The 24,788-nt window shown below is 71.1% G+C and carries 26 protein-coding genes; 13 read left to right on the top strand and 13 right to left on the bottom strand.

Annotated features, from left to right (window positions below; all coding sequences use genetic code 11):
* Positions 1-3: 3 nt before the first annotated feature.
* Entirely contained in the window at positions 4-225 is a 222-nt protein-coding gene (locus ACFPIJ_RS42980; protein ID WP_380124601.1) for a 2TM domain-containing protein, read from the bottom strand.
* 144 nt (positions 226-369) lie between these two features.
* On the opposite strand from ACFPIJ_RS42980, the gene ACFPIJ_RS42975 reads away from it, so the two are divergent.
* The 4 genes from ACFPIJ_RS42975 to ACFPIJ_RS42960 are packed head-to-tail and all read left to right on the top strand — an operon-like array spanning position 370 to position 6,164.
* Positions 370-1,164 carry an alpha/beta fold hydrolase gene (locus tag ACFPIJ_RS42975; protein WP_380124599.1) on the top strand — a complete coding sequence of 265 codons (795 nt, stop codon included), beginning with the start codon at positions 370-372 and terminating at the stop codon, positions 1,162-1,164.
* Positions 1,165-1,181: 17 nt separating this feature from the next.
* Positions 1,182-3,308, top strand: a complete 2,127-nt coding sequence (locus ACFPIJ_RS42970) for an MMPL family transporter (protein ID WP_380124597.1) — start codon at positions 1,182-1,184, stop codon at positions 3,306-3,308.
* Complete coding sequence (locus tag ACFPIJ_RS42965) at positions 3,301-4,545, top strand: MFS transporter (protein ID WP_380124595.1); 1,245 nt, start codon at positions 3,301-3,303, stop codon at positions 4,543-4,545. Before ACFPIJ_RS42970 ends, ACFPIJ_RS42965 begins: the two co-directional genes overlap by 8 nt.
* 5 nt (positions 4,546-4,550) lie before the next feature.
* Positions 4,551-6,164: an FAD-dependent oxidoreductase gene (locus ACFPIJ_RS42960; RefSeq protein WP_380124593.1), complete on the top strand. Its 1,614-nt coding sequence runs from the start codon at positions 4,551-4,553 to the stop codon at positions 6,162-6,164.
* A 60-nt stretch (positions 6,165-6,224) separates the two neighbouring features.
* On the opposite strand, the gene ACFPIJ_RS42955 is transcribed toward ACFPIJ_RS42960, so the two are convergent.
* Positions 6,225-6,920 carry a hypothetical protein gene (locus ACFPIJ_RS42955; RefSeq protein WP_380124591.1) on the bottom strand — a complete coding sequence of 232 codons (696 nt, stop codon included), beginning with the start codon at positions 6,918-6,920 and terminating at the stop codon, positions 6,225-6,227.
* A 142-nt stretch (positions 6,921-7,062) separates the two neighbouring features.
* Between ACFPIJ_RS42955 and ACFPIJ_RS42950 the strand changes: the two genes are divergently transcribed.
* Positions 7,063-7,845, top strand: coding sequence for a hypothetical protein (locus ACFPIJ_RS42950; RefSeq protein ID WP_380124589.1), 783 nt, complete (start codon positions 7,063-7,065; stop codon positions 7,843-7,845).
* Here the strand turns inward: ACFPIJ_RS42950 and ACFPIJ_RS42945 are convergent.
* Both ACFPIJ_RS42945 and ACFPIJ_RS42940 read right to left on the bottom strand, forming a co-directional pair.
* Positions 7,820-8,410: a hypothetical protein gene (locus ACFPIJ_RS42945; protein ID WP_380124587.1), complete on the bottom strand. Its 591-nt coding sequence runs from the start codon at positions 8,408-8,410 to the stop codon at positions 7,820-7,822. The genes ACFPIJ_RS42950 and ACFPIJ_RS42945 overlap by 26 nt on opposite strands.
* Before the next feature lie 2 nt (positions 8,411-8,412).
* Positions 8,413-9,153, bottom strand: coding sequence for a MerR family transcriptional regulator (locus ACFPIJ_RS42940; protein WP_380124585.1), 741 nt, complete (start codon positions 9,151-9,153; stop codon positions 8,413-8,415).
* 41 nt (positions 9,154-9,194) lie between these two features.
* On the opposite strand from ACFPIJ_RS42940, the gene ACFPIJ_RS42935 reads away from it, so the two are divergent.
* The gene (locus ACFPIJ_RS42935) at positions 9,195-9,893 is read left to right on the top strand and encodes a hypothetical protein (RefSeq protein WP_380124583.1); all 699 of its coding nucleotides are present in this window, start codon (positions 9,195-9,197) and stop codon (positions 9,891-9,893) included.
* Here the strand turns inward: ACFPIJ_RS42935 and ACFPIJ_RS42930 are convergent.
* From ACFPIJ_RS42930 to ACFPIJ_RS42920, 3 genes are all read right to left on the bottom strand, one after another.
* The gene (locus tag ACFPIJ_RS42930; RefSeq protein ID WP_380124581.1) at positions 9,850-11,517 is read right to left on the bottom strand and encodes an NPCBM/NEW2 domain-containing protein; all 1,668 of its coding nucleotides are present in this window, start codon (positions 11,515-11,517) and stop codon (positions 9,850-9,852) included. The genes ACFPIJ_RS42935 and ACFPIJ_RS42930 overlap by 44 nt on opposite strands.
* A gap of 408 nt (positions 11,518-11,925) precedes the next feature.
* The gene (locus ACFPIJ_RS42925; RefSeq protein WP_380124579.1) at positions 11,926-12,312 is read right to left on the bottom strand and encodes a DUF1398 family protein; all 387 of its coding nucleotides are present in this window, start codon (positions 12,310-12,312) and stop codon (positions 11,926-11,928) included.
* 58 nt (positions 12,313-12,370) lie between these two features.
* Positions 12,371-12,904: a DUF418 domain-containing protein gene (locus tag ACFPIJ_RS42920; protein WP_380124577.1), complete on the bottom strand. Its 534-nt coding sequence runs from the start codon at positions 12,902-12,904 to the stop codon at positions 12,371-12,373.
* Positions 12,905-13,063: 159 nt separating this feature from the next.
* Between ACFPIJ_RS42920 and ACFPIJ_RS42915 the strand changes: the two genes are divergently transcribed.
* Both ACFPIJ_RS42915 and ACFPIJ_RS42910 read left to right on the top strand, forming a co-directional pair.
* On the top strand, positions 13,064-13,888 hold the full coding sequence (locus ACFPIJ_RS42915; protein WP_380124575.1) for an SCO6745 family protein: 825 nt from the start codon (positions 13,064-13,066) through the stop codon (positions 13,886-13,888).
* Positions 13,889-13,966: 78 nt separating this feature from the next.
* A complete protein-coding gene (locus ACFPIJ_RS42910) occupies positions 13,967-14,602 on the top strand; it encodes a DUF998 domain-containing protein (protein ID WP_380124573.1) in 636 nt (211 codons plus the stop codon).
* 49 nt (positions 14,603-14,651) lie between these two features.
* Here ACFPIJ_RS42910 and ACFPIJ_RS42905 read toward each other — a convergent pair whose 3' ends face one another.
* The 4 genes from ACFPIJ_RS42905 to ACFPIJ_RS42890 all read right to left on the bottom strand — a co-directional run bounded on the left by ACFPIJ_RS42905 (position 14,652) and on the right by ACFPIJ_RS42890 (position 17,094).
* The gene (locus ACFPIJ_RS42905) at positions 14,652-15,056 is read right to left on the bottom strand and encodes a VOC family protein (protein ID WP_380124571.1); all 405 of its coding nucleotides are present in this window, start codon (positions 15,054-15,056) and stop codon (positions 14,652-14,654) included.
* A 118-nt stretch (positions 15,057-15,174) separates the two neighbouring features.
* On the bottom strand, positions 15,175-15,933 hold the full coding sequence (locus tag ACFPIJ_RS42900) for an arginase family protein (protein ID WP_380124569.1): 759 nt from the start codon (positions 15,931-15,933) through the stop codon (positions 15,175-15,177).
* Positions 15,934-16,000: 67 nt separating this feature from the next.
* Complete coding sequence (locus tag ACFPIJ_RS42895; RefSeq protein ID WP_380124568.1) at positions 16,001-16,612, bottom strand: YdeI/OmpD-associated family protein; 612 nt, start codon at positions 16,610-16,612, stop codon at positions 16,001-16,003.
* Positions 16,613-16,638: 26 nt separating this feature from the next.
* Positions 16,639-17,094: a hypothetical protein gene (locus tag ACFPIJ_RS42890; RefSeq protein WP_380124566.1), complete on the bottom strand. Its 456-nt coding sequence runs from the start codon at positions 17,092-17,094 to the stop codon at positions 16,639-16,641.
* 45 nt (positions 17,095-17,139) lie between these two features.
* Between ACFPIJ_RS42890 and ACFPIJ_RS42885 the strand changes: the two genes are divergently transcribed.
* From ACFPIJ_RS42885 to ACFPIJ_RS42870, 4 genes are all read left to right on the top strand, one after another.
* Positions 17,140-17,700, top strand: a complete 561-nt coding sequence (locus tag ACFPIJ_RS42885) for a hypothetical protein (RefSeq protein ID WP_380124564.1) — start codon at positions 17,140-17,142, stop codon at positions 17,698-17,700.
* Between the two features lie 26 nt (positions 17,701-17,726).
* Complete coding sequence (locus ACFPIJ_RS42880) at positions 17,727-18,101, top strand: NAD(P)/FAD-dependent oxidoreductase (protein WP_380124562.1); 375 nt, start codon at positions 17,727-17,729, stop codon at positions 18,099-18,101.
* A gap of 32 nt (positions 18,102-18,133) precedes the next feature.
* Positions 18,134-20,539: a family 20 glycosylhydrolase gene (locus ACFPIJ_RS42875; protein ID WP_380124560.1), complete on the top strand. Its 2,406-nt coding sequence runs from the start codon at positions 18,134-18,136 to the stop codon at positions 20,537-20,539.
* 112 nt (positions 20,540-20,651) lie between these two features.
* Entirely contained in the window at positions 20,652-20,951 is a 300-nt protein-coding gene (locus ACFPIJ_RS42870; protein WP_380124558.1) for a hypothetical protein, read from the top strand.
* An 84-nt stretch (positions 20,952-21,035) separates the two neighbouring features.
* Here the strand turns inward: ACFPIJ_RS42870 and ACFPIJ_RS42865 are convergent, their stop codons facing one another.
* Both ACFPIJ_RS42865 and ACFPIJ_RS42860 read right to left on the bottom strand, forming a co-directional pair.
* Complete coding sequence (locus ACFPIJ_RS42865; protein ID WP_380124556.1) at positions 21,036-22,739, bottom strand: substrate-binding domain-containing protein; 1,704 nt, start codon at positions 22,737-22,739, stop codon at positions 21,036-21,038.
* Positions 22,740-22,862: 123 nt separating this feature from the next.
* A complete protein-coding gene (locus ACFPIJ_RS42860) occupies positions 22,863-23,513 on the bottom strand; it encodes a DUF4241 domain-containing protein (RefSeq protein WP_380124554.1) in 651 nt (216 codons plus the stop codon).
* Between the two features lie 117 nt (positions 23,514-23,630).
* Between ACFPIJ_RS42860 and ACFPIJ_RS42855 the strand changes: the two genes are divergently transcribed.
* Positions 23,631-24,746 (top strand): SMI1/KNR4 family protein, encoded by a 1,116-nt coding sequence (locus ACFPIJ_RS42855; RefSeq protein ID WP_380124552.1) that lies wholly within the window; start codon positions 23,631-23,633, stop codon positions 24,744-24,746.
* The last annotated feature ends 42 nt before the right edge of the window (positions 24,747-24,788 follow it).

Here is a 24,788-nt window from a genome sequence, read left to right as displayed (position 1 = left end):
CCGTCAGTACCGGTGGCGGTGGCTGACCCTGGACGCCGAGGATGCGCCCCGGACGTGGAACGCCAGGCCGATGCCCCAGGCCACGATCGACCACACGGGCCAGAAGTGGTGGTTCGAGTCGAACAACCACCACACCATCACCTGCACCACGTTGGCCACCACGTAACAGAGCACGTGGATTCGCAGGCCCCATGTTCTGGCAGCTTCACTCTTCATCGATGTCATGCCCGGACGCTAGGCCGGCGCACTTGACAGCGACGGAACGGTTCGTGAAACGGGCTTCCGTCGTCGTTCAGCGCCCGTCAAGTGCGCGTTTCTACGCTGACCCGCAATTCCCGACCTGCACCACCTGTGGAAAGGGCTCCATCAATGACGACGACTCGCAGAACGCTGCTGGCAGGCTCCGCCGCGGCGGCCACCGGCGCCCTGACCGGGGTCTCGGCCGCGCAGGCCCAGTCCCGGCCCGCCGGGAAACCGAAGCCCACCGTGGTGCTCGTGCACGGCGCGTTCGCCGACGCGTCCGGCTGGAACGACGTGGCGGCCCGGCTGATGAGCGACGGCTACCCGGTCATCGCCCCGGCGAACCCGCTGCGCGGCGTCGCCGCCGACTGCGCCTACCTGGCCAGCGTCCTGGCCACCCTCAGCGGCCCGCTGGTGCTCGTCGCGCACTCCTACGGCGGCATGGTCATCACGAACGCCGCGACCGGCAACCCGAACGTCACCGCCCTGGTGTACGTGGCGGCGTTCGCTCCCGACGCCGACGACACGCTTCCCGGCCTGCAGTACCGGTTCCCGGGTAGCAAGGTGACCCCGGAGGCACTGGACTACCGCCCCCACAGCACCGGCGCCGACGCCTACATCAAGAAGGAGCTCTTCCGCGACGCGTTCGCCGCCGACCTGCCCAGGACGACGGCCGCCCGGATGTGGGCGAGTCAGCGGCCGCTGCACGTGGGCGCGTTCGAGGAGCCGTCCGGCCCGCCGGCCTGGAACGCGATCCCCTCCTGGTACCTCGCCGCCCGCGACGATCAGGTGATTCCCGTTGCGGCACAACGGTTCATGGCACAGCGGGCCGGGGCACGCGTCGTCGAGGTGAGCGCCTCGCACGTCGCGATGATCTCGCGGCCGACCGCGACGGCCGAACTCATCACGCGCGCCGCGCGCTGACGACGGGGAGGACTGCGATGTTCGAGCGGTGGGGGCGGACGATGGTCCGCCGCAGGTGGTGGATCATCGGCGCCGCGCTGGCCTTCATGGCCTTCGGCGGCGTCTGGGGCACCCAGGTCTTCGGGGCGCTGATCACCGAGGGGTTCGAGGACCCGTCCGGCGAGAGCTCCCGGGCCGTCGTCCGCGCCGAGGAGACGTTGGGACGCACCGGCAACGACGTCGTGGTCCTCTACCGGAGCCCGACCATGACGGTCGACGACCCCGCGTTCCAGCGGGCCGTGACCGACACCCTCGCCGCGCTGCCCGGCGAGACGGTGACCGCGACGGTCACCTACTGGAACACGAACCACAGCCCGGGCCTGGTCAGCCACGACCGGCGGGCGACCTACGCGGTGCTGACCCTCGCCGGCGCCGACGAGACCGAGCGCGGGCAGGCCCTGCAGGAGATCGAGGACGACCTGGCCGCTCCCGGCCTGCAGTCCCAGGTCGGCGGCGTCACCGCGGTCAGCCGCGACATCCGCGAGCGGGTGGCGTCCGACATCGCCCTGGCCGAGACGATCTCCATCCCGGTGCTGCTCGCGCTGCTGGTGCTCGTCTTCGGCAGCGTGGCCGCGGCGAGCCTGCCCCTCGCCATCGGCGGGCTGGCCATCATCGGCGCGTTCACCGCGCTGCGCGTCATGAGCTACCTGACCGACGTGTCGGTGTTCTCCATCAACGTGGTGACGATTCTCGGGCTGGGCCTGGCGATCGACTACGGCCTGTTCATGGTCGGCCGGTTCCGCGAGGAGCTCGCCCGCGGTTCCGATGTGCAGGACGCGGTGGCCCGCACGATGGCCACCGCCGGGCGTACGGTCGCGATTTCCGGCGTCACCGTCGCGGTGTCCCTCGCCGGGTTGCTGATCTTCCCGATGCCGTTCCTGCGCTCGATGGGGCTCGGCGGGCTGTCCGCGGTGCTGGTGGCGATGATCGCGGCGCTGACCGTGCTGCCCGCGCTGCTCGGCGTGCTCGGTCATCGTGTCGACGCCCTGTCCGTGCGTCGACGCCGACCGGCGACAGCCACGGAACACGGCTTCTGGTATCGCCTCGCGCACAGCATCATGCGCCGCCCGGTGCTCTACGCGGTCGGGGTCCTCGCCGTGCTGCTGCTGGCCGGCGCGCCGTTCCTGCGGGTCGAGTTCGGCGGCATCGACCCGCGGGTGCTCCCGGCGGGCACCGAGAGCCGCGTGGTCACCGAGACCGTCGACCGGGACTTCGTCCAGAACAGCCAGCTGCCGATCGAGGCGATCGTCACCGCGCCGGACCCGGCCACCATCGAACGGTACGTCGGGGCGGTCCGCGCGGTCGACGGGGTGACCGGCGCCGACATCACCGGCCGCTCCGGCGACGTCTTCCGGGTGACCGTCACGTATCGCAGCGACCCGATCTCGGCGGAGACCCGCGACCTGGTCGGCCACATCCGCGACGTCCCGGCGCCGCCGGGCGGCGAGGTGCTCGTCGGCGGCCTGACCGCACGGCTCGCCGACCAGCTCGACGCCGTCGCCGACCGGCTGCCGTGGATGGCGCTGATCATCGTCGGTGCGACGTTCGTGCTGCTGTTCCTGGCCTTCGGATCGCTCGTCCTGCCGGTCAAGGCGATCCTGATGAACGTGCTGTCGCTCGGTGCGTCGTTCGGCGCGCTGGTGCTGATCTTCCAGGACGGCCACCTGTCGGGCCTGTTGCACTTCACCTCCACCGGCACGTTGGAGGCCACCCAGCCGATCCTCGTGCTCGCGGTCGTCTTCGGGCTGTCGATGGACTACGAGGTCTTCCTCATGTCACGGATCCGCGAGGAGTACGAGCGCACCGGCGACAACACCCACGCGGTCGCGGTCGGACTGCAACGCAGCGGCCGGATCATCACCAGCGCCGCCCTGCTCATCCTCGTCGTCATCGGGCTGTTCTCCATCTCGGGGATCACGTTCATCAAGCTGATCGGGGTCGCCCTGCTCATCGCGGTGCTGGTCGACGCCACCATCGTGCGGGCGCTGCTGGTGCCGGCGACGATGCGGCTGCTCGGGGCCGTGAACTGGTGGGCGCCGGCACCGCTGAAACGCTTCTCCGACCGGCACGGCTTCCGGGAAACCTCGGGACAGCCCCGTGCATGACCGCGCATACCACGACCAGTGCGTCGACGAGGAGCGGCGGCACACCACCGCCACCACACCGATCCGTAACCCGCGGCTGGCGCTGTTCGCGCTGGCGCTGGGCACCTTCGCGATCGGCACGGGCGAGTTCGGCAGCAACGGCATCATCCAGCTGTTCGCCGCCGATCTCGACGTGTCGATCCCGGTCGCGACCCACGCGATCACGGCGTACGCCGTCGGGGTGATGCTCGGCTCACCGGCGATCGTCCTGCTCGCCGCCCGGATCAACCGGCGCACCCTGCTGCTCGGCCTGATCGTGCTGTTCCTGCTCGGCAACGTCCTGTCGGCGCTGGCGCCGGACATCGCGCTGCTCGTCGTCTTCCGGTTCGTCGCCGGCAGCGTCCAGGGCGCGTTCTTCGGCGCCGGTGCCGTCGTGGCCGCCTACGTCTACGGTCCGGGCAAGGGCGGCCGGGCGTTCGCGACGGTGATGAGCGGGCTCACGGTCGCCGCCGTCGTCGGGTCACCGCTGAGCACGTTCATCGGCCAGCACGCCGGCTGGCGCAGCCTGTACTGGACCGTCGTCGGCATCGGCCTGCTCGCCGGCGCCTCGCTGGTGGCGTGGCTGCCCCGCACCGAGGCCCTGCGCGGCCGGTCCATCGCCAACGAGCTGGACGCCCTGCGCCGGCGGGGCGTCTGGCTGATGGTCGCCGTCGCGGCGCTCGGCATCTCCAGCATCTTCGCCGTGTACACCTTCATCGGCCCATTCGTCACCGACGCGGCGCAGCGGGACGCCTCGTTCGTCCCGATCGCCCTCGCGGTCTTCGGCGTCGGCATGGCCGTCGGCAACCACATCGGCGGACGCGTCGCCGACCGGCACGACCACAGCGGTCTGCTCTGGGGATACGGCGGCACCCTGGCGCTGCTCACCCTGATCGGTGTCGCCGGTGCCAACCTGGCGGTCCTGCTGCCCTGCCTGTTCGGCGTCGGCGCCACCATGATGGCCGCGATCCCCACCATCCAGGTCCGGCTGACCCGGCTCGCACCCGGCGCACCGACCCTGAAGGGCGCGCTCAACCTGGCCGCGCTCAACCTGGCCAACGCGCTCGGCGCGATCGGCGGCGCTGTCACCCTCGACGCCGGATGGGGGACGCTGTCCACCGTGTGGGCCGGCTTCGTCATGACCGCCGCGGGTCTGCTCCTCTACGTCACGACCGTCGCCCGGATGCAGCCGGCGCCCGTCCCGAACCCGGCCACGTGACCGGCGTGGCGGCGCCGCGCGGCCCGGTGCTCAACGACGAGCAGTTCCGCCGCCTCGCCACGTACGGAGCCGAGGAGCACGTCGAGCTCGGCCAGGACCTGTACGTCCCCGGCGACGAGTCCTACGACTGCTTCCTGCTCCTGACCGCAGCCGTCGACATCGTCCGCGACGCCACCGCCGTCGAACCGGCGCGGCTCATCTACCGGGGTGGTCCCGGCGACTTCCTCGGCGAACTCAACCTGCTGACCGGCCAGCACGTCTACCTGACCGCCCGGGTCGTCACCGCCGGCGCCGTCGTGCGCGTCGGGGCGACGGCGTTGCGCCGGGCCCTCGCCGAGCAGGACGACATCGGCGACCTGCTCCTCACCGCGTTCCAGGAACGGCGCGACGTCTTCCGCACGATGGCCGGCAGCGCCCTGGTCGTGGTCGGGCGGCGCGACGGCGCATCGGCGTTGCACCTGCGCACCTACGCGGCGCAGCTGCTCCTGCCGCACTCCTGGCACGACCCGGACTCCCCCGCCGGGCGCTCGACGATGGCCTCGGCCGGGCTGACCACCGATGACCTGCCGGCCGTGGTGGTGCACGGCTCGGCGCTGCGCAACGCGACGCCCGGCACGGTCGCGCAGGCGCTCGGCCTCACCTACCGGCCGGACCGGCGCCCGGTCGACCTCGTCGTCGTCGGCGCGGGCCCGGCCGGCCTGGCCGCCGCCGTCTACGGCGCGTCCGAGGGCCTGACCACCGTGCTGCTGGACCGCAGCGGGATCGGTGGACAGGCCGCCAAGAGCGCCCGGATCGAGAACTACCTGGGCTTCCCGCACGGCATCAGCGGCGAGCACCTGACCCGCCTGGCGATGGTCCAGGCGCTCAAGTTCGGCGTGCGCATCCACGCGCCGTGTGCCGTGGCCGGCCTCGACCTGACCGACGAGCAGCGGCCGGCCGTCGTGTTGGACGACGGCCAACGCATCCAGACCCGGGCGGTGATCGCCGCCACCGGGGCGCACTACCGCCGCCCTGACGTCCCCGGATGGGCGGCGTTCGAGCAGTCCGGCTGCATCCGCTACGCGGCGACCGACCTGGACGTCCGCAACTACGACGATCAGCCGGTGGCGGTCATCGGCGGCGCCAACTCCGCCGGGCAGGCCGCCCTGTCCCTGGCCGCCCGCGGCGCCACGGTGGAACTGATCATCCGCGGCGCCGACCTCGAGGCTCGCATGTCGTCCTACCTGACCGACCGGATCCAGGCGCACCCCCGGATCCGGGTCCACGCCAGCAGCGCGATCTGCTCATTGAACGGCGACGGCACCCTCACGTCGATCGTCGCCGAGCGGGTCGACGGCCACCGGAACCGGCTGGACTGCGCCGCCGTGTTCTGTTTCATCGGCGCCGACCCGGTGTCGGGCTGGCTGTCGGGGCTGGCCGTGGATGACGACGGTTTCGTCCTGACCGACAATCGGCTGCCCGCCGGATCGTCCGGTGGAGCGCTGTCGTTCCAGACCAGCACCACCCGCGTCTTCGCGATCGGCGATCTCCGCTCGGGCTCAGCAAAACGCGTCGCCACCGCCGTCGGCGAGGGCGCGGGCGGGGTCTCCTCCGTCCACGCCGCCCTTGCCGGCGAATGACGGGCACCGATCATTTCCGGATCAGACAGCCGCCCTGCAGTTGAGCGCCGGCCCGCAGCGTTACATGCCGATCTGCTGACCGCTGTCACTCCAGGTGTTGTTGGACCATTGGGGCAGCGTCGAGGCCTGGAAGGCCTGCGTGCCGAAGTAGCCGCCCTTGGGCCAGTAACCACCGCCGGCCTGGCGCATGAACCTGTTGTTCGTGACCCTGCCGTTGGTGATCTTGTAGTTGGCGTCGTACCAGTAGAACGGGTAGCCGCCGCCGTTCATCAGGTTGCTGTCCACGACGACGTCGCTGATCGAACCAAGGTCGGCCTTCAACAGGATGCACGATGTCTGGGTGTGCTGGTTCTCCAGACGGTTGTGCAGGATGCGGATGTAGATCGCGTTCGTCGACTGGATGACGTCGTTGTGTTGCTCCCCACCGACGCCGTTCGGGTCGTGCAGCCACGAGTCCTGGACCTCACCCCAGCCGTCGATGCGCAGGATGTCGCCGGAACTGTGGGCGTTGACCCGCAGCAGGCTGAAGCCGGTCCGTCCGATGAGCGCGATACCGCCGCGCGACGCGTCCTGCCCCTGACCGTCGATCTCGGTGTCCTCGATGCGGAGCCTGGCGCTGTCGTCGATGACGGTGACTGCCTGGACGTTGGCGACGCGGATCCGGCTGTTGCGGATCGTCACGTTCCTGGCCCTGATCTCCAGATGACCGGCAATGTCCTTGCCGTCGATGACGGTGCCGTCGACGGTGATGGTCATCGGCCCCGTATACGGCGTCAGCGTCACTCTGGCCCGGGTGTCGCCGGGCAGCCCTTGCGGATACCCGGTGTTGTGCGCGGCCGGGTACCCGGCCACCGTGTAGGGCGGGGGCGCGCCGGTGCCGCCAGGCGCCGGAGCGCTGGTGGTCGGGCCGATCGTCGGGCTGGTCGTCGTGGCCGTCGGCGCCGACGACGGCAATCCAACCGGCGAACGTGAGTCGGTCGGCGCCGCCGGGCCCGCCGCCGAGCCTGGGTCCGTCGGCGGACCTGAGCCTGGCGAACCTGCGGCCGCTGATGACGCCGAACCCGCTGCCGGGGCAGACTTCGCGGCTGAGGCCGGACCGGTCGGCGAGGCCGAACTGCCCGGATGGCTGCCGGCCGCCGCGGACGGTCTGCCTTCGCCGGCCGGCGGCTCCGAACGGGCACTGACCACCGGCAGGTTCTTGCAGGCGCTCAACCCACACGCGGCCATCATTGCCACGGCGACGATCCCGGCGCTGGTGCGGCGGAGCGCCGGACGGTGCGAGACGTCCGGCGACGCGTCTTGCGGGTTCATTGCCGCCGAATCCTCCCGGTCAGTCGACATTCGCCGGCCAGCGACCATCGCCCGACGTTTCGGCGTGAATGTCGATCGGTGCAAAATGGCGCACCAGGCCAAACCCGGTTTCGGTTTCTGTGCGCCTTCCACGACGTTGCGCAACCATTCCGCACGGCAGCATGCCACGACTCAGCACCTGCCCGGAACCCTGGGCAGTCGCCCGAACACAACATTCACGACCGCTCCATCCGGCGCTCACGAGCCCGACGGTTGCCGCAGACACTCGCGATCATCGAACACGCGGCCGCCGCCGGTCCCGGCCCGCTCGCTGTGGTCATCGGTTCCGGGAATCTTCTGGCGTACTACCCGCGCGGCGTCTCTCGCATGAGCCGGTGGACGATCGCGGTGAGTCTTGCCCGCACGTCATCGGAGCTCCATGCCCGCTTGGATGAGGCGTGGAAGCGCAGCTCGACGTAGAGATTGCTGGTGACGCACCCGAGTTTCGCATCCACCAGGCCGCCGCCGTCCAGGAGCCGCCGGGTGAAGAACGCCGCGTCGCCGAGGTCGGCGATGACGTCGCCGACGAAGCCGTCGCGGTTGCCGAAGTCCGCACCCGCTGCGTTGTACCGCTCCACGGCGTTGTCGACGGCGACGAACACCCGGAGTTCGTTCACGCCCAGCTCGCCCGCGAACGAGAACTGGCAGGCGTCTCCCAGCTTTTGCTTGTCGCTGACCGGACCGGCCTGCTCGCCCATGTCGCCGGTGAGCAGGGCGCAGACGTCTTTCGGCATGGTGTAGCCGCTCTGCTCGGCAATCGTGGGCAGGTCGTCACGCAACGCATAGGCGGCGATCCCTGCCACGCCGGTGCACAGCACCGCGACCAGGCCGAGGATGCCGATGATGAGTCCTACGCGGGGGCCTCGCCGTTGCGGCCCAGCGAGCGGTGCGATCATGATCACGGAGTATCACGGCCAGGCTCCCCAAAGGCAACGTCGCGGAGGATGGGGACCTCCATCACCGTGGCGCGGTCGCCGTCGGCATCGACGAGGTGGTCCTCGACGGTGGGGCCGGCGACGGCCAGGCGGTGGCGGTGCAGCCAGTCGAAGAGCTGGTGCCCGGCGGGCACGATCCCGGTCTCGCGTGGGACGACGGCGCGGACCACGGTGCGGGCCGGCAACGTGAGCCGCTCGCCGGTCCGGCCGGTGCCGACGGCTGCGGTGAAGCCGCCGGCGGGGCGGGCGCACAGCCAGGTGAGCAGGGTGGTGGGGTGGGCGGCGCAGGCCGCGGCGATCTCGCTGGGGTGCTCGACGGTCAGGTAGCGCACGCGCAGGTGGCGTGCGCCGACGGTGGCCTGCTGGGGCAGGATCGACATGGGTGTGGCGAGGTAGTCCTCGGCGCGGTCGGCGAGCTGGGCCAGGGCCGCGATGTCGCGGCGGAGGCCCGCCACGGTCTCGCGCGTTGCCTGCCGCACCTGCGCGTCGGGCGCCTCGATCAGGTCGGCGATGTCGCGCAGTGGCAGACCGAGGCGTTGGAGCCCACGGATACGTTCCAGCCGGGACAGCGCCGCAACCCCGTACCAGCGATAACCGGACGCGCGGTCGACGGCCGTCGGGGTCAGAAGTCCGATCTTGTCGTAGTGCCGCAAGGTGCGCTCGGTGACGCCGGCCATCCGGGCGAGTTCCCCGATCCGCCACATGTTGACCTTCTCCCTGGGTCAGGGTTCTACCGTCGCGCACCATGACGCTGGCTGACAAGAACCCGGGCGCCCGGTATGTGGGCATGCTGCTGCTGGTCTCGCTGGTGGCGATCCTGACCTCGGCGGCTGTCGTGGTGCCATCGGGACTTTCCCTGAATCCGGCCGATCCGGCCGCCGCGTTGACCGCAGTGCACGACCACGTCGGGCTGCATCTCAACGAACTCGCGTTCGACGTGCTCGGCTGGCTGGCGTTGACCGCGGCCGGGCTGGTGCTGGCCGGCAACCCCGGCACGGTGATCCGGCCCCACCTGGCCGTGCCGGCCGGTGGGTTGCTGGCCGCCGCGGGGCTGGCGGGCCTGCTCCACGACGCCGGCAACCTCGCGGTGACCCAGCTCGCCGCCGAGCCCGTGGGCGCGAGCGCCGAGGTGGCCGGCGCGGTGCTGCTGACCGCCAAGTGGGGGGTCAACCTGGCCGGGCTGTTGTGGGTCGCCGCCACTGCGGTCACTGCGGCCGGCGCCCACCTTCCGGGCCGGCTTCGCCGTGCCGGTGGGTTCGCTGCCCTCGCCGGCCTTGCCGCGGTGGTCGTGCCGTGGACCACTGGGACCCACGGCATGTCACCGACGCTGGAGCAGCTCGGCTACGCACTCCAGCTCCCCGTCATGATCTGGTACGGCGTGGTGGGCTGGCGGCTGCTGGTCACTGGGAGCAGACGAGTTTCGCGTCGGCCCAGACGGCGCTGACGGACCCCTGGTGGTCCTCCACGATCAGGTCGAGGCGGGTCGCACCGGTGATGTCGACGGTCACGTCGCTGGTCTGTCCGGCCTCCAGCGGCCCGATCATGGCGATGCTCGTGTCGTCGGCGACGATCTGGAAGGTGGCGGTGCCGGTGTCGCCGGCCGGATCGATGCCGACGATCGCGGTGAAGCGCAGGCAGCCCGGCCGCGGGTAGAGCCGGACCGCGCTGGGGGTGGTGACCCCGAGACCGTGGTCGTAGGAGACACCGGCCAGGACGATCGGGTCGCCGTCGTCGGGGTCCGCGGCGCCGTTGGTGCGGTCCCGCTCGATCGGGCCGAGTCCGTTGCGCAGGGCGGTGTAGGGCAGGTCGCTGACGAAGTCCTCCTGCTCGTGGACCGGCTGCCGGTCGCTGCCGCCGGACTGCCCGGAGCTGCCGGAGGTGCTGTCGCCGGTCCAGCCGCCGGTGACGACGACGACCGCGACGGCGGTGACACCGAACGCGGCGAGGGTCCGGCGGGCCCACTGGTCGGGCCGGTCGCCGGTGGCCACCGGCGGTGGGCTGGCGCCGGCCGGTTTCCGCAGTGCCTGCGGCACGATGCTGGGCCGTCGGCGGGCGGCGAGGTCCTCGACCCAGCCCAGCGCCAGCACCGGCACGCAGGTGGCGGCGACGACGATGCCGGTGGTCAGCGCCCGGCGGGTCCAGTCGCCGAGGTTCGCACCGTCCAGCAGATACTGCGCCAGTCCGAGCATCGGGAAGTGCCAGAGGTAGACGGTAACCGCCCGGGCGTTGAGCACGGCGACGGCCCGGTCGAGCCGGCTCCCGGGGCGCAGCCAGCGCAGCGGCTGGTCACAGCGCAGGACCGTGGCGACAAACGCGGTGGACCACCAGGCGTTGGCCACCGGGTGATGGTTGAGGTCGAAGTCGGCGCGGCCGCCGCCGTGCCGGAACAGCCAGATCGTCGCGGCCCCGGCCAGGATCAGCACGGCGGCGGCGAAGACCTGCCCCGGGATGCGGTGCAGCAGCCGGTCACGGTGGGCGTAGCCGACGAACCAGCAGGCGAAGTACGTGGACAGGTCCCGCGTCAGTGACTCGAACGAACCGCCGACGGTGATCAGCTCGAGGTGCAGCATGACCGGCGCGGCCAGCGCGACGAGCAGCGTCGGGACCGGCCAGGCCCGGAAGATCCGCAGGGTCACCGGCGCGAGCACCACGAACCACAGGTACGCGACGAGGTACCACAGCACGGCGGTGACCATCCAGCCCCACTCCGCGCCGCCGGGTGGTGGCCATTCGATCGGTACGATCCACCACAGCAGGTCGATGCGTTCGCGTGGCTCGTCGAGGAACGGTCCCCAGCCGTCGCGGAACGTCAACGGCAGCATGATCGCCCCGTACGCCCACAGCGGCGGCAGCAGCCTGCGCAGCCGTCCCCGCACGACATGCGACGGCGAACGGTCCAGCGACCGCGCGGTCAGCGAACCGGCGAGGGCGAACATCAGGCCCATCGCCGGGAACAGCAGGGTCAACCAGGCCAGGCCGCTGCCGTGGTACACGACGATCCGCACCACCGCGGCAGCACGCCACACGTCGATGTAGCGCTCCCGCGGCCGGGCCGCTGCCAGGGCCACTGCCGGTTGCTCGGTTGCTCTCAACGGACTGCCGCCCGTGCGAAGGTGTGGTGCTCGTCCATCAAAGGTGGCCTCGACATGGTCCGGGGGCGTGACACCCACTGCTACAACTCCCCCGAATACCGCCCATACCCTACCGGAGACGTCGGTCCGGTCACCGCGCGGCTCACGTGACGGGTGGCACCAGGTACAGGTCGCAACCTGGTGCTGATGTCCTGGTCCGGATCGTGGACCCTGCACCGGATTGTTCGGCCGAGGCGGATCGGTCCGAGCTCCTGGAAGCCCTGACCGGATTCCTTTCGTACGGCCGGCAGCAATTGCTTGACAACGTTCCCGGGCTTGATCGAAGCCCGTACGCCGGAAAACTGTTCGTCCAGGAATAGCCGGTTCCGGCCCGGCACACGCCGCCTAATCGACTTTTTCGTCCAGCAACACGATTCCAGCTTTGTCGAAGTACGTGATGGTCAACCGTTCCGTGTCAAACGTCCACTTCTCAACGCCGTGGTCGGCCAGCGCCTTGGACATCTCCACGTAGCCGACGCCTCCTTGCTCAACCTGCTGCATGTACTGCAGAAACTGCTCCTTGTCGCAGGTCTCGGCAATGATAAACGTCTCGTGGAACGCCGGGCCGGCCAGCCGATGCCCGTCCGCACCGAAATATTCGGAGTGCCCGTCGGTCACGTACGAGTCATACGTCTCGATGCCAATGTCCCGCAGCGCCCGCAAATAGGCACCCAGAGTCTCCCGTTTGCCCAAGCGGTGGTGTATGTCAGTGATTTGCTCAAGGGTAAACACGGCGACAGTGTAGAGGTCAATTGAGCGCTCCACAGCCGGATCATGCCCGGTGGGCGGCTCATCGCCGGCCGCCGTGGGTCGCCAGTCGCAGGACGCGTTCGACCGGGCCGGCGCCGAACCGGGCGAGCCACCAGCGGCTCACCACGAGCTGGACCGCGAACAGGGCCAGTGCCAGGCCAACGCCCGTCGCGGCGCCGACCCGGCCGAAGAGGCCGAGGCCGTAGGAGTAGAAGACCGCGCTGAAGACCAGTGACTGGGTCAGGTAGTTGTTCAGCGCCAGACGTCCGGCCGCCTCCAGCCACGGCGCGCGACGGCGCTCGTAAAGCAGGACGCCGCCGGCGGCGAGGCCCACCGTGAGCAGCGGGGCGGCCAGCGCTATCAGCAGCACCTGCCCAGCGACCACGACGAAGAAGCCCTCGGCGCTCTGAACCACCACGACCAGGACGTTGAGCGGCAGCCCCACGCCGACGCCGACCCTGGCGAGCGTGCGCAGCCGGGCCCGGTGCTCGGGGGCGCCGGAGTGTCTCCTTGTCGGTCGGGAAGAAGCACGGGCCGCCGGCGCAGCAGGTTCACGTAGACCGTGACGGCCCACGTCCAGAGCACGCCGTAGCCCGACCGGCGGCCATGGGAGTACGGCCGATCTTGGCTGGGTTGATTTCGATCGGAGTTGTCGGATCCGGGCCGCGCTGTTCGTAGGTTGAGTGAGAGGCCGCCCACGAGGGCGCTGTCACGACCACAGGAGTAGCGGACGATGCCACACCCGCAGGCCAAGATCCACCGCATGTTCGAGCTCGTCGAGCCGATTGCCACTGTCTCCTTCTCCGAGGTACCGAACGAGGCGTTCCTGGCCGTCGGCATGCGCAACTACTGGGACGGATACTTCGCGGGCCGGGCCGCGCCCCTGGGGCTGGCACCGGCCGGGGTGGTGCACGCGGTCTTCTACAACTTCGCCGACGGCGAGGTGGCGCGCCACATCCCGTGGGTCTGGGGGAAGATCACCCCGCAGGAGGCGATCGCCGTGCGCGAGCGGAGCAGCGCCGCCGCGCTGCGGCAGATGATCGGGGAGCTCGCCGACTCCCCGGATTTGGTGCGGGTCGCCGACCTCGCCACCCGAGCGGCGCTCAGCGCGCCGACCGAGGGCCGGGTGCTGTACGCCGGGCTTCGGGCGCTCGACGTGCCGGAGGAGCCGGTGGCCAGGCTCTGGCACGCGGCGACGCTGCTGCGGGAGCACCGCGGGGACGGCCACAACGCCGCCCTCCTCGCGCACGGCATCGGCGGCACCGAGGCCCATGTCCTTCTCGCCGTCTCCCTCGGCATGAGGGCGGAGGAGTTCGGCCGGATCCACCACTTGCCCAAGGCGCAGCTGGCCGCTGTCATCGACGGGCTGCGCGACCGCGGCCTCGTGGACGCCGCCGGCGGGTTCACCGACGCCGGCCGAGCGATCAAGGAGCGGATCGAGGCGCTCACCGACGAGCTGGCTGCACCGGCGTACGAGGTGCTCAGCGCGGACGAGATCGACGGGCTGGTCGCGGGACTCGAACCGATCGCCGCCGCGGTAGCGGCCGCCGACGACTGAGCGGGTGCATCAGGTGGCTGGGTGGATCTGCCGTTCGGCAGATGTGGGTGGGCCGGCCCCGGCGGCAAGCTGACCGACATGAGATCAGCATCAGCTCGGTTCGGTGCGGCGTGCTGGGTGCTCGCCGCCGTCGTGTTCCTCGCTGCGCACCTGGCGGTCCAGGCGGCCTGGACCCAGCCGTACAGCTGGGCCCATCACAACATCAGCGACCTCGGCAACGTGACCTGCGGGCTCTGGGGCGACGACCGGCGATACGTGTGCTCGCCGCGGCACGCCTGGATGAACGCCGCCCTGGTGGTGTCCGGCCTGCTGCTGATGGCCGGGGTGCTGCTGCTGCGGCGGTACTGGCGGACCCGCACCGCGCCGGCCCTGCTGCTCGCAACGGCCGCGGCCTGGGTGCTGGTCGGGTTCGTGCCGGCCGACGTGCACCTGGCGTGGCATCTGCTCGGCGCCGTCATGATCTTCTTCGCCGGCAACGTCGGCCTGCTCCTGGCCGGTCGCAGCGGCTGGCCCGCTCCGCTGCGCCGGTTCGCGGTGGCGGCCGGCGTGTCCGGTCTGGCCGCGGCGACGCTGCACCTGTCCGGCACGTACCTCGGGCTGGGCATGGGCGGCACCGAACGGGTCACCGCCTTCGCCGTGCCGGTGTGGATGGCCGTCGCCGGTCTCGCCGTGCTGCTGGGCCGTGCCGCCGCTCCCAATGCCGGCAAGATCTGATGCACGCAACACACGACCGGCGGTGCCACGGGATGTTGCCTGCTCGCGGTCAATAGCGTCCGGCCGCGCTGCTACGGATGAGGCAGAACGGATGCCCGGCCGGGTCGAGCATGACCAGCAGGTGCGGGTCGCTCGGGTCCTGGTGCGCAGCCAGGCTGCCACCCAGCCGCAGAAGGTGCTGGGCAGCGGCGTGCGGGTCCTCGACGACGTAGTCGAAGTGTGCATGCAGCGGCACCTCGGGCGAGGGCCACGTCGGGGGCCTGTAGCCGGGTTGGGCCCGGAAGTAGATGAGCCTGCCCGCAGCGTCCAGTTTGGCCTCACCGGCGCTACGACGGGTGACCGTTCCGCCGAGCAGAGCAGCGTAGAAGTCCGCCATGACATTCGGCTCCGGACAGTCGACCGTCAGCGCCATCCACTCGACCAGCCCGGATCGATGCGCGTCATCACCAGTCATGAAGCCCATCCTGACAGGACAACCACAGCACGCCTGCGGCCAAGCGTCCAGGTCCCGGCAACGCGAAGGCCGGTGCTTGCCTGGGTCGCGCGATCGGAAGCCGGCGCCGGCCGGTCGGCTACTGCTGGATTCCCAGCGCGGCCGCCAGCCGCGGGCCGATCGCCGCCGCTGCGCCGTGCCCGGGCAACCAGCTGCAGGCGATGCCGACAGCCGCGACCCGTCCGGTATCCACCAGCAGCCGCAGCGCGTCGGCGACCTGCGCGGCGGACGGGCCGCCCGGTGTCGGGAAGCGCAGGCCCGGCAGGTCGGCCGGCCTGATGACGTCCATGTCGAGGTGGACGTACAGCGGCCCGTCCGGCAACCCCGCGGCGGTAAGGTCCGCGACCCCGCACTGGCGGATCTGCGCCCCGCCCAGGTAGGCGGCCTCCGGCGGGTCCAGATCCCGCGCGCCGGCCAGCACCATCTGCCGCTCCGGGACAGCGTGCAGGCCGAGCCGCCCGGCGATCAGCTCCGGCCGGTAGCCCGTCAGCAGCCGCAGCGACATGCCGGCCAGATAGCCGGACGTCGTCGTCTCCGGCGTCTGCACGTCGCCGTGGGCGTCGAACCACACGATGCCCGGATCCGTGCCCGCGCGCTGAAGCCCCGCCACAATCCCCAGCGCTGTGAGACAGTCGCCCGTCACGACCACCAGCGGAGTGCCGCCGCCCGCCGGGGCCGCCGCAGCCACCGCGCCGGCGACCGCCGAATACAGCGGTGCGAGCCGCGCCCACAGGTCACCGGCGGCCAGCTCCGCGGTCACGATCTCGCCCGGCCGCAGCGCAAAGTCCAGGTCAGGCAGGTATTCGTCGAGGTGATAAGGAACGCCGATGACTGACACGCCCACACCATAGTCCGACGTGGACGTCGCAGGGTGCGCGGATTTTTCTGTTCCGGCTCACACCCCGTCACGACATCGGCGGGTCCGCCGGTCTGGCTCGCTGCGGGTGGATCGTCTCGTGCCGGGCCAGCATCGCCACGAACTCGGCGATCTTCCGGGTGCGCGTCTCGGCCCGCTTGACGGCATTGACGCGGGCGATGAGGGAGAAGCGGTTGGTCTTGGTGAGCACGTCGAACATCGCCTGCGCCGCCGGGTCGGCGGCGATCGCGGCGCTCAGGTCGGCCGGCACCTCCGCTTCCGACGACGGCGCATAGGCGGCCGTCCACCGCCCGTCGGCCTTCGCGGCGTCCACCGCGGCGCGGCCGGCGGGCAGCATCAGGCCGGCCGCCTCCAGCCGGGCCACGTTGGCGACGTTGCGTTGGGACCAGACGCTGCGGGGCCGGCGCGGGGTGAACCGCCTCCAGGAACTCCACTCGTCGCGCTTGCGGGCCTGCCCGTCGATCCAGCCGAAGCACAGTGCCTCATCGACCGCCTGCTGCCAGGTCAGCGTGGTGACGGAGCCGCCCTTCCTGGTCAGGGCGAGCCACACGCCAGGGGAGGCAGTGTGGTGCTCCAGCAGCCACGCGCGCAGCGCCGCACCGTCGACCGCGATCAACTCGTCCAGTTCACTTCCTGCCACCACCGCAGGCTACGGCCTGCCCCGCCTCAACCTGGGAGCGGTCCGGTGCGGAGGCCCTTCACCGAGCCGGTCAGGACGTCCTTGCCGGATGCCGCCACCACGACGCAGCCGGTACGCTCACCGTCGCGCAACGTGGTCAGCCAGTGCGCCTGCAGATCCTCGCGGGTCGCGAACTCGTCGGCACTCAGCCCGAGATGGGCCGCGGCCAGCCGCTGGCAGCTGGTGTCGTGATCGCCGCCGTCGACAACGGACCCGACGTACTCCGCCGAATGCTTCTCCGCGCACGTCAGGTACTTCAGCACGCCATCGGCGAAGTGGCCGCAGGTGACCGCCATCGGCCGGTCGCCGCTCATGGTGCCCTGCAGGCTCCAGGTGTTCGGCGCATCGGTGCCTTCGGAGTCGCTGACGACGACCAGCCCGCACGCCATCGACGTGAAGTCCTCCCGCACGTCGTTGAGCAGGCGCCGCCGACCATACTGCACAGCGCGGCATCGTACGGTCCGGCTGCGGGCCGATACGCTCCCGAGGTGGGCGACTGGTTTCAGACGATCGCGGACCTCGATGCCACCTCCGCGGAGGCGCCCGGCCTGGCCGGCGGCCTGGTGGCGTGGCTGGTGGCCGACGGCATCGTGAGCGCCGAGCGCACCGACTGCGTGTTCGGCGCGGACGAGGGTCATCCGCCCGGCCCGCGCTACACGGAGGCGTTCGACGGCCCCGACTGCGTGGTCCTCACCCTGCGCACCAACGGCCTGCACGCCTGGTCGGGCCGGACGGTGGTCCACCCGGGCCAGGGCTCCGTCGAAGTCGGCTGCCCGCGCTGCGACACCGTCGAGCCGTTCGACGAACCGCTCGGCGCCGCGTTCTTCGAGGCGATCGACGCCTGGTACGCCCAGCGCCCGAGCGACACGGCGTGCCGGCACTGCAGCCGTACCATCGCTGTCAACGAGTGGCGATGGCCGGACGGCGCCTGGGCCTTCGCCAACCTGGGCCTGACCTTCTGGAACTGGCCACCGCTGAGCGACGACTTCGTTGCCGGCATCGGCAGTCGGCTGGGTCACCGGATCCGGCTGGTCGCCGGCAAGCTCTGAACTGCGACCAGATCCCGTACCGGACGGTGCTCCGCAGCGATGCGGGGGCCTGGACGGAACTCGCGGAGACCTGCGATCTGCCCGCGGCGGGTGCGGCCGTCGTCACCGGGGATCTGCGGGTGCTGGCCGCGCGTCTGGCGATGTTGCAGGCCGTCAAGTTCGGCACCAGGCTGGCCTCACCCCGTGCGGTCACCACGTTGGCGCGGGACGCGGGCGGCGGGTTCCGGGTCCGGCTCGACGACGAGCTCGACGTCCTGGCCTCGGCCGTGGTCGTCGCCAGCGGTGTCCGCTACCGGCGCCTGGGCCTTCCCGGCCTTGCCGACTGCTGTGTCCGCGACACAGCTCGGAGGGGCCGCTCCTTGACACTTTCCTGCACGGGACATAGCGTGCCGTCAAACTAGCAGGAAACTTAACAGTTTCGCTGGAGGATGCCGTGCACCGTTCCCGCAATCCGCTACTCGCCTCCGCCGTGGCCGTCGCGATAGCCGCCACCGGCGCCGCCTGGCTACTGGCGGCCTCCCCGGCCAGCGCCGCGGTGAGCCTCTCCGACGTCGTACCCGCACCGGTATCGGCGCAGCCCGCGGCCGGCGTGACCTACACGCTGCCGTCGAACGCCGCGATCCAGACCGCGGCCGGCGCCACCGACGCCGGCAACTACCTCGCCGGCATCCTCCGCCCGTCGACCGGCTACGCGTTGCCGGTCTCCACCACGACCGGCACGCCGACGAGCGGCATCGCGCTGCTGCTGTCCGGCGCCGACCCGAGCGTGGGCGCCGAGGGCTACCAGCTCGACGTGACCGCCGCCGTCGTCACGCTTCGCGCGCAGACCGCGGCCGGGCTGTTCCACGGGGTGCAGACGCTGCGGCAACTGCTGCCGGTGACGATCGAGGCGAAGACCGTCCAGAGTGGACCGTGGACGGTCACCGGCGGCCGGATCATCGACTACCCACGATACGCGTACCGCGGCGCCATGCTCGACGTGTCGCGGCACTTCTTCGCCCCCGCCGTGGTGAAGCGGTACATCGACGACATCGCGCAATACAAGATCAATACCTTGCACCTGCACCTCTCCGACGACCAGGGCTGGCGCATCGTGATCGACGCCTGGCCGCAGCTGGCGACCGTGGGCGGCAGCACGCAGGTGGGCGGCGGCGCGGGCGGCTACTACACCAAGGCGCAGTACTCCGACCTGGTCTCCTACGCGGCGTCGCGGCAGATCACCATCGTTCCCGAGATCGACATGCCCGGGCACACCAACGCCGCGCTCGCCTCCTACGCGCAGCTCAACTGCAACAACACGGCCCCGCCGCTGTACACGGGCACCAACGTCGGCTTCAGCTCGCTGTGCGTCAGCAAGGAGGTCACGTACACCTTCGTGCAGCAGGTGCTCAACGAGCTGGCAGCGATCACCCCCGGGCCGTACCTGCACATCGGCGGCGACGAGGCGTCCAGCACGCCGGCGGCGGACTACGCCACGTTCATGAACCGCGTGCAGCCCTTCGTCGGCGCGGCCGGCAAGACCGTCATCGGCTGGCACCAGATCGGGCAGGCGAACCACACCGCGAACCGGGTCGCGCAGTACTGGGGAACGTCCACATCGGACGCCGACCTGAGCGCGGCGGTCAGCAAGGGCGACAAGATCCTGCTGTCGCCGGCGAACAAGGCCTACATCGACATGAAGTACACCAACTCGACCCCGATCGGCAACACGTGGGCCGGCCTGATCGAGGTGCAGACCGCCTACAACTGGGACCCGGGCGCCTACCTGTCCGGCGTGCCGGCCAGTGCGATCATCGGCGTCGAGGCGCCGCTGTGGACCGAAACGGTCACCACGCAGGCCGACATCGAGTTCATGGCGTTCCCGCGGCTGCCGGCACTCGCCGAGCTGGCGTGGTCGCCGCAGTCGGCGCGCAACTGGGACACGTTCAAGGTGCGGCTCGGCGCGCAGGGTCCACGGTGGACGGTGCAGGGGATCAACTTCTACGCCTCGCCGCAGGTCCCGTGGAGCACGTCGCAGCCGACGCGCAGCGCGTACACCCAGATCCAGGCCGAGAGCTACAACACCCAGACCGGGACACAGAACGAGACCACCACCGACACCGGCGGCGGCCAGAGCGTCGGCTACATCACGCCAGGTGACACGCTCGCCTACGACCTCGACTTCGGCACGGCGTCGCCGGCCTCCGTCACGTCCCGGCTGGCCTCCGGCGCGTCCAGCGGCACCATCCAGTACCGCCTGGACTCCACCACCGGCCCGATCATCGCCAGCGTCCCCGTCACCTCCACCGGTGGCTGGCAGGCCTGGACCAGCACCACCACCAACCTGTCCGGCTCGGCCACCGGCGTGCACCGGGTGTACCTCACCTTCACCGGCACCGCTGGCACCGACTTCGTCAACCTCAACTGGCTGCAGTTCAACGCCGGCGGCGGACTGCCCAACGCGTACAGCGTGCGGCAGACGGAGAGCTACAGCAGCCAGTCCGGCACCCAGACCGAGACCACCACCGACACCGGCGGCGGCCAGAACGTCGGCTATGTCACGCCCGGGGACTGGCTCGGCTACGCAGGCGTGGACTTCGGCACCCCGACCGCGGTGTCGGTGACCACGCGGCTGGCCTCCGGCGCGTCCAGCGGCACCATCCAGTACCGCCTGGACTCCACCACCGGCCCGATCATCGCCAGCGTCCCCGTCACCTCGACCGGCGGCTGGCAGGCCTGGACCAGCACCACCACCAACCTGTCCGGCTCGGCCACCGGCGTCCACACGGTGTACCTCACCTTCACCGGCACCGCGGGCACCGACTTCGTCAACCTCAACTGGTTCCAGTTCAACCGGTAACGCCTGTTTCACCCAGCACGTCGCCCTGACCGGCCGTCGTGGCACCACGCCGCGACGGCCGGCCCCGGCCCCCTGCACGCTCCGGCCTGTCGGCCTCGCGGACCTGCTTCTCATGCCGCCAGAACGGCTGATCCTGACGAGCACGTGGGGCCAGTACGTCACCGCTACGAACCAGGGCAACACGGCCAAGGCCGACGAGCTGAAGGCCAAGCTCGAGGAGATGGTCCCGCGGCTGAGCAAGGCGGCCCGCGCCGAGGTCGCGAAGTCGTCGGACGCCGGCCAGCGGGCGGCCCTGGAGCAGTACCTGGACGCGGTCGACGCGTGGTACACCAAGCCCGACTCCGGGGACGCCGTCACCCGCCTGGAGAAGGCCGTCGAGGCCGCGCAGAAGTACTGCCCGAAGATCCGCTGACCCCTTCCGCCGCCACCGGACCCTCAGGCGGCGTGCGGCAGCCGGGCAGGCCGGCCGCGGCGGAGATCGCCGGCGTCGGGGGCGTTACGGGCTGATCAGCGTGAGGGTGAGCGTGCTCGTGTAGGTGCCGGTGGGCGCGGTGTCCGGGATCCACAGCGCCATCGCCGCCGACACGTTCTGGATGCCCAGGCCGCTGCCGGGAGGTGCGCTGGCGAGCGTGTTGCCGGGCTCGGCCAGTCCGTTGGCGGTGGCCACCTGCATGCGCGGCAGGACGACGGGTCCGGCGACGGGGGTGCCTTCCGCGTCGCTGGTGGAGGTGACGAGCTCGGGTATCCAGCCGAGGTTGGCGCCGGAGACGGTGGTCGCGCCGGCGACGAAGTCGGTTGCCTGGCCGGTGAGTGTCCAGCCGGGCTGGTCGGGTCGGGTGTCGGAGACGGCGATGCCGGTGAGGGTGCCGGTGAACACCCAGGCGTGGCGGTGTCCGGTCGGGTCGGTCGCCTGCGCGGGATGGCCACCAGGTGCACCGGGATCCGTCTGCAGCAGGTGTACGGCGGTGCCGCCGGCCACCTGCAACGTGACCGCGCCCTGGTAGGGGGCCGTCTGGTTGTCCCCGTTCAGCAGCACCCCGGCCGCGACCGGGCAGGACGTCGCGCCGGTCAGGTCGACCGCGGGATCGGCGGTCTGCAGCCGGCGGATCTGCTCGAATCCGGCCCGGACGAGGTTCGCCGGAAGGGGCGCGTAGCCGGCCACGCTCAGGGACCTCTGGCCGCCGCAGAGCCCGTACGCCAGGAAGTCGGCGAGCGTCTGACGCTTCCCGGTGTTCATCCGGCTGTCCTGGTTGTTCGTGCCGGTCGGGATGATCGCGTACGAGTACGACGACAGCGGGTACGCCCGCGCGTCCGGCGAGGTGTACACCTGGCTCAGGTTGGCCGTGAGGTAGGTGGGCGAGGCGGGGTCGGCGTCGATCGTGGCGCGGGTCAGCGCGGCCGTGACGTTGCCGGCCGTCGGCGCGGTGAACTGGCCGGCCGCGTTCTGCACGTTCGCGACGGGGTAGTTCGCGGCCAGGGCGTAGGAGTACTCGTCATAGCCGATCGCGCCGTTGCTGGAACCGGCGCTGACGGTGTTCATCACGCCGTCCGAGCCGTTCCGGGCGATCGCCCGGCCCTGGACCGGCGGGAAGTACGAGGTCGCCCGCGACAGGCCGGAGAACGCGCTCCAGTCCGCCGGGAACTGACTGGCCAGGTACGCCGTGAGCTGCCACGTCGCGCCGGAGCCCTCCGCGTGCACGACCGGGATGATGTCCAGCGCCGGCAGCACCCGCCCGCCGTTGTCGGCGGTGATGGCCGGGTCGTTCCAGTTGGTGATCTGGTTCGTGAAGATCTTGGCGAGGGTCCGCCCGGAGAGCCGCAGGTCGCGCACGAGCGTGCCGTTGACGCGGATCTGGTACGGGAACGACGTGCCGCCCGCGACGATCGGCAGGTACGCGAAGGGCCGGCCCTGGTTCGTGTCGATCTGGCCGGTCACCGGATCGGTGCCCTGGAACGGGATGTCGCTGACCGCGAAATCCACCGCGGTCGCCGCGAAGTCCTTGCGCCCCGTCGACGAACCGGTCGGCGTGTAGTCGACCTGCATCCCCTGCCGGGCGCTGTCGGCGACCCACTGGTTGATCCCGTTCGCGGCCCACGAGGAGCCCGTTCCCGTGATGCGGGCGTGGTTCGCGCCCCACGCCGGCAGGCTCGCCGTGGCACCGGCCGCCACCACCAGCACCAACGTCACGACACTTGCCACCAGCCGACCGCGACCCATGTGGTCCCCCTCCACCCGAGGAGGAAGATTGGACCGGCACCAGGCGTCGGGCTCGCACCCAGGCGGCGAACGCCCGGCGAACGCCGGACACCGGCTGCCGCTCGCTCAGAGGCCCGTCAGGGGCGGGACCGGCACCACGCCGAAGTCCGTGACGAAGCTCGTGATCTGCCCGTCGTCCGCGCGGCCGACATAGGTCGCGTACACGCCGTCACCCCATCCGGCACCGACGACGTACACATTGGCCCCGGTTGGCTCGTCGACGACCGCCGCGAGGACGGCCTCGATCGGGTCAGCTGGGATCTGTGCCGGAATGAACGCCTCGTCCATCTGGTCGTAGTCCCATTTGCTCAGCGCCTCGATCGCGATCTGGTCGGCCAGCGTCGCAGTACCGGAGTCGACCAGGTAACCGAAGTAGTCGTCATCGCCGAGCGAGGCGGGGTCATTGCCCGGCAGCAACGCCATGGTCCAGGACACGGTCGGCGCGTCCGCCACCACCAGCTGCAGCGCGGCGATCCGGCGGCTATTGCCGCCGTCGCTGTGCACCACCGCCACCCAGGCCCTCAGCTCGTAGCGGCCCGGCGCCACCACCTCGACGAACGGCGTCGTGCGCGGAATCAGCGGGTCGCAGCCCACGACCCGGCCGGTCGGCAGGACCACTGCACCGAGATCGACGGGCGTAACGACGCAGGCGAGCCCGCCGTGCTCCACACGGTATCCAGCGGTCAACAACACATGCAGATCCGGCACGTACGGCACGCGGACAGCTACCGGCGAAGATCAGCTGAGTTCAGCCAGGTGCATGGCTCAGTGCTGCGACGTATCCCGGGATGACGACGGTCACGTCGATGCCTCCTCTGCGTCGTAGGGTGGGGCGTGACGTTGATCGAGCGGCCCCGCACGGCCGAGCAGTGGCGGGCGTACCTTGCCGGTTACAGCGCCGACTTCCTCCGCGTCGCCGACCCCGAGCGGTTGGAAGGGCTCGGGGAGGAACGGCGGGCCGGCGGGTGGCTCGGGTTCGCCGGGGCGGGCGAGGACGCGCTCGCCGCCGTCGAGGCGCGGCTCGGAGTGGCGCTCCCGCCCGGGTACCGGGCGTTTCTCGAGGCGTCGGACGGGTGGCTCGAGCTGGGGCCGTTCGTGTGGACGATGCGGACCACGGCCGATGTCGGGTGGCTGCGGGACCTCGTGCCTGAGCTGTGCGACCTCGGTGACGAGGATGAGGAGCTGATGGCACGGGCGCTGCTGGTGTCCGCCGACGCGGACGCCTGCTACTGGCTGCTCGACCCCTCGGACGTCGACGACAACGGGGAGTGGGCGGCGTACGGCTGGGCCTCGTGGTATCCGGGTCTCGGCGACCGGTACGACTCGTTCGCCGACCTGGTCGCGGCCGAGCGGGAGTCGTTCGAGGAGCTCAACGCCCGTGAGGGACGGGCGGTCGAGCCCGACGGTGCGGCCGCACTCGTCACCGAGGGGCGGCGGATGGCGCTGCTGGGCGAGGCCGAGGCGGCGGGCGAGCTGTTCGAGGCGGCGGCCCGCAAGGGCTCGGGCGCGGGACAGTACCTGGCCGTCGTGGTCGCGGCGTTCCTGCAGCCCGATGTGCAGCACAGGATCCGCAACGACGTGCTCGCGCACCCGCATGTCATCGAGGCGGTCGGCGCCGGTCGGGTGCGGGCCGAGCTCGTGCCGCTGTTCCTGCGACGCGAGCCCGGTGCGTGGGCCCGGCGGATGGTCGACGAGGCGCTCGGGGCGGCCGTCGACGCGGCGGTGCCGCCGGAGCCGCCGGAGTTCGACCGGGCCCGCGACCTGGTGCGCCGGGGCGACGCCGAGGCGGCATGGGCGGTCCTCGCCGAGGCGGTGCCTCGGTGGCACAGCGCCGACCCGCTGCGCATCGCGCCGTTGGAGCTGCTCACCGATCCGGTGCTGGGTCCGCTCGTCACCCCGCAGCGGGCCGCCTGGATCGCCACCACCCCGAAGAACGGTCACCAGCGATGAAGGAGCTTCTTGGATTGTGGTCGCTCGATCACGGGTTTCATT

Source organism: Dactylosporangium cerinum (assembly GCF_042653625.1).
Classification (GTDB): Bacteria; Actinomycetota; Actinomycetes; order Mycobacteriales; family Micromonosporaceae; genus Dactylosporangium; species Dactylosporangium cerinum.
The sequence above is the reverse complement of the archived record's forward strand: the minus strand, read 5'-3'. Positions and strand labels throughout refer to the sequence as shown.

What these genes read in the sequence shown, in the direction of transcription:
- ACFPIJ_RS42940 (WP_380124585.1), bottom strand. Translation starts at nt 9,153, where the DNA reads ATGTGGCGGATCGGGGAACTCGCCCGGATGGCCGGCGTCACCGAGCGC.
- ACFPIJ_RS42915 (WP_380124575.1), top strand. Translation starts at nt 13,064, where the DNA reads ATGCCACACCCGCAGGCCAAGATCCACCGCATGTTCGAGCTCGTCGAG.
- ACFPIJ_RS42980 (WP_380124601.1), bottom strand. Translation starts at nt 225, where the DNA reads ATGACATCGATGAAGAGTGAAGCTGCCAGAACATGGGGCCTGCGAATC.
- ACFPIJ_RS42970 (WP_380124597.1), top strand. Translation starts at nt 1,182, where the DNA reads ATGTTCGAGCGGTGGGGGCGGACGATGGTCCGCCGCAGGTGGTGGATC.
- ACFPIJ_RS42975 (WP_380124599.1), top strand. Translation starts at nt 370, where the DNA reads ATGACGACGACTCGCAGAACGCTGCTGGCAGGCTCCGCCGCGGCGGCC.
- ACFPIJ_RS42945 (WP_380124587.1), bottom strand. Translation starts at nt 8,410, where the DNA reads ATGATCGCACCGCTCGCTGGGCCGCAACGGCGAGGCCCCCGCGTAGGA.
- ACFPIJ_RS42910 (WP_380124573.1), top strand. Translation starts at nt 13,967, where the DNA reads ATGAGATCAGCATCAGCTCGGTTCGGTGCGGCGTGCTGGGTGCTCGCC.
- ACFPIJ_RS42955 (WP_380124591.1), bottom strand. Translation starts at nt 6,920, where the DNA reads ATGACCATCACCGTCGACGGCACCGTCATCGACGGCAAGGACATTGCC.
- ACFPIJ_RS42905 (WP_380124571.1), bottom strand. Translation starts at nt 15,056, where the DNA reads ATGACTGGTGATGACGCGCATCGATCCGGGCTGGTCGAGTGGATGGCG.
- ACFPIJ_RS42870 (WP_380124558.1), top strand. Translation starts at nt 20,652, where the DNA reads ATGCCGCCAGAACGGCTGATCCTGACGAGCACGTGGGGCCAGTACGTC.
- ACFPIJ_RS42935 (WP_380124583.1), top strand. Translation starts at nt 9,195, where the DNA reads ATGACGCTGGCTGACAAGAACCCGGGCGCCCGGTATGTGGGCATGCTG.